At 55.7% G+C, this 7,724-nt stretch carries 6 protein-coding genes; 5 read left to right on the top strand and 1 reads right to left on the bottom strand.

Annotated features, from left to right (window positions below):
* Window positions 1-270: 270 nt before the first annotated feature.
* The 5 genes from Q0X57_RS06590 to Q0X57_RS06570 are packed head-to-tail and all read left to right on the top strand — an operon-like array spanning window position 271 to window position 6,360.
* The gene (locus Q0X57_RS06590) at window positions 271-1,413 is read left to right on the top strand and encodes an ABC transporter substrate-binding protein (protein WP_297729305.1); all 1,143 of its coding nucleotides are present in this window, start codon (window positions 271-273) and stop codon (window positions 1,411-1,413) included.
* An 8-nt stretch (window positions 1,414-1,421) separates the two neighbouring features.
* Window positions 1,422-2,456 (top strand): iron ABC transporter permease, encoded by a 1,035-nt coding sequence (locus tag Q0X57_RS06585; RefSeq protein ID WP_297729303.1) that lies wholly within the window; start codon window positions 1,422-1,424, stop codon window positions 2,454-2,456.
* A complete protein-coding gene (locus Q0X57_RS06580; RefSeq protein ID WP_297729301.1) occupies window positions 2,428-3,258 on the top strand; it encodes an ABC transporter ATP-binding protein in 831 nt (276 codons plus the stop codon). Before Q0X57_RS06585 ends, Q0X57_RS06580 begins: the two co-directional genes overlap by 29 nt.
* Entirely contained in the window at window positions 3,255-5,048 is a 1,794-nt protein-coding gene (gene cbiD / locus Q0X57_RS06575) for a cobalt-precorrin-5B (C(1))-methyltransferase CbiD (RefSeq protein ID WP_297729298.1), read from the top strand. The genes Q0X57_RS06580 and cbiD overlap by 4 nt, the downstream gene beginning before the upstream one ends.
* Before the next feature lie 10 nt (window positions 5,049-5,058).
* Window positions 5,059-6,360: a cobyrinate a,c-diamide synthase gene (locus tag Q0X57_RS06570; RefSeq protein WP_297729296.1), complete on the top strand. Its 1,302-nt coding sequence runs from the start codon at window positions 5,059-5,061 to the stop codon at window positions 6,358-6,360.
* Window positions 6,361-7,028: 668 nt separating this feature from the next.
* Here Q0X57_RS06570 and Q0X57_RS06565 read toward each other — a convergent pair.
* Window positions 7,029-7,724 (bottom strand): helicase-related protein (locus Q0X57_RS06565; protein ID WP_297729293.1); only part of this gene is annotated, 696 nt, incomplete at its 5' end.

The raw sequence follows: 7,724 nt of genomic DNA, 5'->3' as shown, positions 1-7,724 counted from the left end.
CTTTGGAAGAATGAAATCAAAGTTCGGAAGAATTTCTTCGTTCCTCACTGGATAATCTATAATTTTCACCGAGAGATTGGATAATTCTTCGGTGGAAAAAGCGGTTAGAGTATTAGAAGTTAGAGATTAATATTGCTACACCTCAGCACGCTGAGCAGGCTGGCAATGAGATTGGCGAGATTTGGGTACGGGTACCTTAGAGCTAGGACGAGTCGTTTGTGTATCTTTGCAGTGCAACAGATCAATAACGAGATGGATACATTACGCTGTATGAGATATTTGCTGAGTGGTCTAGTGCTCTCCTTACTACTGCTCTCCTGTGGTAAGGGAGGCTCTGACGAGGGCACTGCGGAGGGCTCAGAGGTGGATAGCACTGCTATGATACGTTATGCCGAGGGGCTCCAAATCAAGCGCACAGGGGCGGTGACGCTGGTTACTATCTCTGACCCAACGCATGACAGTAATGAGGTGTATCGCTACGCTTTGGTGCCTCGTGAACAGGCGCAGGAGCTGGCTGCTGAGGTGCCAGAGGGCTACACCATGATAGAGACGCCAGTGCGTCGGGTCATCGTGATGACGACGCTACAGCTCTCTAACTTTATCAAGCTTGATGCGGTGGATCGAGTCGTGGGGATGCCGAGTACGCGCTTTCTCTTCAACGAGGAGATGCAGTCACGGCTGGCTTCGGGCGCTGCTAAGCGGATCGGCATCGAGGGGAACTTCGATAGCGAACTAATCATGGCTCTGCGACCAGACATTATATTAGTAAGCCCCTTCAAGCGGGGTGGCTACGATGTGATCAAGCAGCTAGACATACCGCTGATTACCTTCCTGGGCTACAAGGAGACTTCCCCGCTGGGGCAGGCTGAGTGGCTTAAGTTTACGGCGCTCCTGCTGGGCATGGAGGAGCGTGCGGAGACGATCTTTAGCTCGATAGAGCAGCGCTACCACGAGCTACAAGCTTTGATCACCGAGGACTTGCCACGTCCGAAGGTGCTTAGCGGTGAACTGCACGGCGGCAACTGGTACGTGGTGGGTGGCGCAAGCTACTTGGCACACCTCTTTGAGGATGCAGGTGCGGACTACTTTATGGCAGACGATAAGGAGTCGGGAGGCTTCTACGTAGACTTCGAGACGGTCTATGCTAAGGCTGCCGATGCGGACTACTGGCGCATTGCGAATAGCTACGATGGCACCTTCTCCTACGATGTGCTGGGCAAGACGGATGCGCGCTACCGAGACTTCAAAGCTTATCGGGATAAGCAGGTACTGTACTGCAATCTGCGGGAGAGACCGTTCTATGAGCTTTCGCCCGTGGAGCCGGAGGTGGTCTTGGCGGACTTGATTCACGCCTTTCACCCGCAGCTACTGCCTGACCATGAGCCGGTCTTTTACTCGATATTAACCCGCTAAGGGAAGCTATGCGACGTCCGATTATAGCCTTTACAGTCATAGCACTCCTCATCGTAGTCTTCTTCGTGCTCAACCTATCGCTGGGGACGATTGCTATCCCCTTTGACCAGGTGGTACGCATACTCTTTGGGGCGGATGCTGGCGGCGATGAGATCTGGCGCAACATCATCTGGAAGAGTCGCTACCCGCAGACCATTACGGCACTAGTGGCGGGGGCGGGGCTCTCCATTAGCGGACTGCAGATGCAGACAGTCTTTCGCAATCCGCTGGCGGGCCCTTCGGAGCTAGGTATTAGCTCGGGAGCTAGTCTAGGTGTGGCGACCTTTATCCTCCTCTCGGGGAGCATTAGCCAGCGAGCACTGGTGCGGATGGGCTTCGTGGGGGAGATGGCTGTCTCGGTGGCGGCACTCCTCGGAGCGATGCTCGTAATGTCAATCATCATGACGATGGCGCAGCGTGTCCGTGGCAATGTGGTGTTACTGATTATGGGTGTGATGATCGGCTACATAGCGAATGCAATCATCGGCGTGCTGAAGTTCTTTAGCAATGATGAGGATGTGCGCAGCTATGTGATCTGGGGCTTGGGCAGCTTTGCCAAGGTGAGTGGCGATCAGGTGACTACCTTTGTCCTGATCATGCTGGTGCTGATACCGCTCTCCTTCCTGCTGATTAAGGTGCTGAACTTGATGCTCCTCGGGGAGAACTACGCCCGCAGTCTCGGGCTAAACTACGGACGGGCACGCCACCTAGTGATCTTCTCGGCCTGCCTGCTGACCGCTATCGTGACCGCTTACTGCGGTCCGATCGTCTTCATCGGACTGGCGGTCCCGCATCTCTGTCGCACCATCTTTGCCACCTCCAATCATCTGACACTGATGCCCGCCGTGACGCTCGTCGGGGCGCTCCTGGCGCTCTGCTGTAACTTGATCGCCCGCATGCCAGGCATGGAGGGGGCGCTACCGATCAACTCGGTGACGGCGCTCATTGGCGCTCCGATCGTGATCTGGGTACTATTTGACAAACGACGTAGAGAGCAACTGTAATCGTATGACTAGCCACGCAACGATAGAGCTTTGTGACCTATCAATAGGGTATCACCAGATGAAGCGCACGCGCGTCGTAGCGAGCCAGCTCAATGCCACCATCTGGTCGGGACAGCTCACCTGCCTTATCGGGTCAAATGGGGTGGGCAAGTCGACGCTACTCAGGACGATCGCAGCCTTTCAGCCGAAGCTCGGCGGGGCGCTCCTGGTCGAGGGTAAGGAGATACAGCAATACAGTGCCAAAGAGCTGGCGCATCGTATCAGCGTCGTGCTAACGGAGCGACTTATCATGAGCAATACGACTGCCTACGAGATGATCGCCCTAGGACGTAGTCTCTATACGGGTTTCTGGGGGCAGATGAACGAGAGTAATCGTCAGGCGGTCGACGAGGCGCTACAGTTGGTCGGCATACAGCCTCTAGCCAAGCGCATGGTCGACTCGCTCAGTGACGGCGAGCGCCAGAAGGTGATGATCGCCAAGGCGCTGGCGCAGGAGACTCCTATCATATTACTGGACGAGCCGACTGCCTTCCTGGACTTTCCCTCTAAGGTGGAGATGCTTCAGCTCCTTCTTCGCTTGTCTCGTGAGACGCACAAGACGATTTTCCTCTCTACCCATGACCTAGAGCTGGCTCTTCAGATAGCTGATCAGGTGTGGCTCCTCGATGATGACCACAAGCTACATATGGGTCCGCCGAAGACGCTCGCTGGTGACGGGACTTTGCCAAGCTACTTTGCGGCAAAGGGAATAGACTTCGACCCCGAGACCTTACACTTCTCCATTCACACCTCAAACGTATGATCCTAATCATCGGAGGAACCACAGAAGGGCGCAAAGCGCTCGAGGTGTGTGAGGAAGCGGGCAAACCCTTTTACTATTCCACACGAGGCGCTTCGCAAGAGCTCACGATGCACCACGGGATCCGTCTAGAGGGCGGAATGAATGGCGAGGAGATGGCGCACTTCTGCACGGAGCGATCGATAGCCCTCATCGTAGATGCGGCGCACCCCTTCGCAATGGGCGTTCACCAGAGCGTGGCCGACTGCGTGTCCCGCCTGCAGCTCCCTGTGATACGGTACGAGCGCACCTTTCCCGCTTTGCCCGCCTCGGTCGTGTCGCTGGACTCCTTTGATGCAGCGCTGACATATCTGCTCAAGGAGCAACCTCGGCGACTGCTCGCCCTGACGGGTGTCAACTCGATCGAGAGACTGAGAGCCTACTGGACCCAGCACGAGACCTATCTGCGGGTGATGCCGATCGCAGAGACCGAGGAGCGACTACGGCAGAGCGACTTCCCGCCAGAGCGGGTGGTTTACTATGACAAGGAGCAGTGTGACCGAGAGCTCTTCGCCACGCTACGACCAGACATGATCCTACTCAAGGAGAGTGGCGACACGAGTGGCTTTGCGGCAAAAGTGGAGGAGGCTCTAGCCCTCGGCATCACCGTGCTGGTTATTCGAAGGCCACAGATCCCTTATCCTGCTACCGTCACTGTCGAGGGTCCCGTAGGTCTTCGTCGCTCCATCGAGCGACTGCTGGGGAGCGACTTCTTTCCTCAGCGCATTGGCTTGACGACTGGCACCACCGCTACAGCTGCTGCTACGGCAGCCCTGCTCACACTGCTCAACGAGGAGTCTTACAGCGAGGTAACCGTAACCCTTCCTCAGGGCGAACGGGTTCCTTTTCCCATCCAGCATACGGAGCTTACGGAGCACGGCGCTCGAGCGGTTGCCATCAAGGATGCGGGCAGTGACCCTGACGTAACGGATGGCGCAGAGATCGTTGCTGACTTGTCGCTCACGCAGGCTCATAGTGGGGTTTCCTTCCTACAGGGCGAAGGGGTAGGGCGTGTTACCCTCCCTGGCATCGGACTAGAGGTCGGAGAGCCTGCCGTCAACCCCGTCCCGCGTCAGATGATGCGCCAAGCACTCGGCGCTTTGGTCGACCTCTCCCAAGTAGGCATTGACCTGACCATCTCCGTTCCCGAGGGACGACGGCTCGCCCACAGCACCTTCAATCCACGGCTCGGCATTCTAGACGGCATCTCTATCCTCGGCACTACAGGCGTCGTGCGTCCCTATTCGAGCGAAGCCTTTGTCGAGTCGATACGTCGTGAGCTGGAGGTGAGCAAGTCGGTCTATGGCAAGCATCTCGTGCTTAACTCTGGCGGACGTAGCGAGCGCTACCTCAAGGGGCGCTTTCCCGACCTCCCCGCCAACGCTTTCGTTCAGTATGGCAACTTCATCGGAGAGACGCTCAGCCTAGCCAACGAACTGGGTTTCCCGCAGATTACCCTCGGCATCATGATCGGCAAGGCGGTCAAGCTGGCGGCTGGCGAACTGGACACACATAGCAAGAAGGTGGTGATGGACAAAGCTTTCATCATCGCCCTCGCCTCTGCCGCTGGAGCAACCGAAGCGCAGAAGCAACAGATCAACGAGATGACCCTGGCCCGCGAACTGTGGCAGATCTTCCCTGACGGTACGCACCCTCTCTACCAAAGCCTCGTTGATCACTGTTATCAGGTCTGCAAACCTCTCGTTCCATCGGCTCAGCTCGAGGTTCTTCTCATTCCCGACTCACAACTTTAGTCAATCACTTATGTCAACTCTTCCCTCCCTTCTCATCGCTGCGCCCCTCTCTGAGAGTGGTAAAAGCACGCTCACCATGGGTCTCCTCCGTGCTTACACACGTCGCGGTCTGGCCACCCAAGCTTTCAAGTGTGGCCCCGACTACGTAGATCCTAAGCTACACAGCGTGGCTACGGGTCGCCCGGCGGTCAATCTGGACCTTTTTATGTACGGTGCCGAGCGCGTGCAGGCGCTCTACGACCATTATAGTCAGGACGCTCAGGCGGTCATCGTGGAGGGGGTGATGGGGCTCTTCGACGGTTACGATCGGGACAAAGGTTCTGCGGCCGACATTGCTCGTCTCCTAGACCTGCCCATCGTGCTGGTCGTGACCCCGCGCTCGATGGCTTATACGGTGGCTCCGTTGCTCTACGGGTTGCAGCACTTTGACCCTAGGGTCCGGATAGCGGGAGTCATCTTTAATAAGGTCTCTTCGGAGCGTCACCTAACCTATCTTACGCAAGCTGCCGCAGATGCGGGCGTGCCCGTGCTGGGCTCGCTGCCTCGTGTAGAAGACATCGCCATTCCTAGTCGTTATCTAGGACTGGACGTTGACGACTTGGCGCAGATAGACCGTTACGCCGATCAGGTGGCCGACCTCTTAGAGCAACATCTAGATATTGACCGCCTCCTAGCCATCTCCTCAGAGCGAAAGGAGCGACTCCACGAAGCTCCTGCTTTGCAAAAGCAAGTTTCGTCAACGCCTCGTCGTATAGCCGTGGCTCGTGACGACGCTTTCAACTTCCTCTATCAGGAGAATGTGCGTCAGCTAGAGCAGTGGGGCGAGGTGACTTACTTCAGTCCGCTCGCCGACAAGGAGCTTCCGCCGAGCGACTTCGTCTATCTCCCTGGTGGTTATCCCGAGCTACATTTGGAGCAGTTGTCCGCCAATAAATCTATGCTCGACAGCCTTCGCGACTACATCCGTGGGGGCGGAGCGATGCTTGCCGAGGGCGGAGGCATGCTTCTTCTCTGCGAAGCGATTGTTGACGAGGAGGGGCGCAGTTATCCGCTTGTGGGGGCGCTACAGCAGACCGCCACGATGCAGCAGCGCGGACTAGCCCTCGGCTACCGACAGCTCGAGATAGAGGGCGTGGCGGTGCGTGGACACGAGTTCCACTACTCTCGCATCATCGACCCGCTCCCCACGGTAGCGCAGCAGTACAATGCGTGGGGCGATCCCGTGGCGACTGCACTATGGCATACGGGGCGTTGCTACGCCACCTACACACATCTCGCCCTTACCGAGCAACTCCTGTCACACCTCCTTTGATCTATTTGAAAATATTGCTGTTCAGTAAAATAAGAAGGCTTATCTTCTAAAACTTTTATTGGATAGCAATAAGTGATATAGACAGGGCTGACGCATTATATCTTTGTACTTCACTAACTGCGCTTGACGACAACTTTGGAATATGAGGATTGAGCTTGACTGTGTAGCGCTATAGTTGCTACTGCATCTTCGCTAAGTCCGATAACTCCCGAGGAATTTCCCCAATAGCTCACGAGAAAACGAAAACTCCCCACCGAGGGGCGGAATAAAACTTCGGAAGAATGAAATGAAACTTCGGAAGAATGAAATGAAAGTTCGGAAGAATTTGTTCGTCCCTCGCTGGATAATCTAGAATATCTACGGATGAATTTCCCGATTTCCTCCACCTTCCGAATTCTTTCATAGAGGTGTAGATGCACTCGTCCGCTATAATACGTCAGCCCTAGTGATATAGAAGATTGACCTAGCTCGTTTGTTGTATCGCTCTTCTTTATAATCTTTTGAGACGTGTGAAGACTACAGAGATACGTCCCGTGCACCAGGAGACTGATGCAGCAGTCTCATCAGGTATTGCGCTTCGTGATCGGCTGGATTATCTTTGCAGACGCTATTTACTAGGCTTTAAGTCTCATTTTGTCATCCCAAAGCTCCTTTAATGGGAGTGGGGATTAGCTGATTTGTCCCCAGTGGTGGGCGTTGGGGTGGATGCGCTCGAGGTTGATGCGGTAAAGCTCTGTGTCTGGTTCGTCAAGGAGGGGGCTGTAGTCGAGGAGGTAGTTGACGTCTAGCCGTGTGAGGGCGAGGAGATTGTAGTCTGCCACGGGGTCGGCTATGCTGATGCCCGCTAGAGTGCCGCTCTGTCGTGTACCCTCCATCTGTCCGAAGCCACGTAGGCGCATATCCTCTTCCGCTATCTTGAATCCATCTTGCGTGGCGACCATCGTATCGATACGTTGCTTGGCATCGCCCTGCAAGTCGTCGGGCGTGACCAGGAGACAGTAGCTCTTGTCGCCACCACGTCCCACGCGTCCTCGCAGCTGATGTAGCTGAGCCAGTCCGAAGCGCTGCGCATCGTTGATCACCATGACCGTAGCGTTTGGCACGTTGACACCGACCTCGATAACCGTCGTGGCAAGGAGTATCGGCACCTCTCCCGAGGCAAAGCGCTCCATCTGCTCCGCCTTGTCCTCGGCACTGAGTCGTCCGTGAACGTAGACGACTCGCTCTTCGCCAAATCGCTCTACATACTCTTTGTAACCCACCTCAAGATTGGCAAAGTCAGACTCTTCGGTTCCCTCAATCATAGGGAAGACAACGTGGATCTGCTGTCCACGATGGATTGTTTCGTTGATGAGGTTGTAGAG

Origin of the sequence: uncultured Porphyromonas sp., from assembly GCF_947254915.1 — a bacterium.
Lineage (GTDB): Bacteria > Bacteroidota > Bacteroidia > Bacteroidales > Porphyromonadaceae > Porphyromonas.
Note: the sequence above shows the minus strand (reverse complement) of the source record. Positions and strands in the feature narration are given on the sequence as shown.

Bases quoted from the DNA above. Each gene is read 5' to 3' on its own strand.
- Q0X57_RS06590 (WP_297729305.1), top strand. From the start codon at position 271: ATGAGATATTTGCTGAGTGGTCTAGTGCTCTCCTTACTACTGCTCTCC.
- Q0X57_RS06585 (WP_297729303.1), top strand. From the start codon at position 1,422: ATGCGACGTCCGATTATAGCCTTTACAGTCATAGCACTCCTCATCGTA.
- cbiD (WP_297729298.1), top strand. From the start codon at position 3,255: ATGATCCTAATCATCGGAGGAACCACAGAAGGGCGCAAAGCGCTCGAG.
- Q0X57_RS06570 (WP_297729296.1), top strand. From the start codon at position 5,059: ATGTCAACTCTTCCCTCCCTTCTCATCGCTGCGCCCCTCTCTGAGAGT.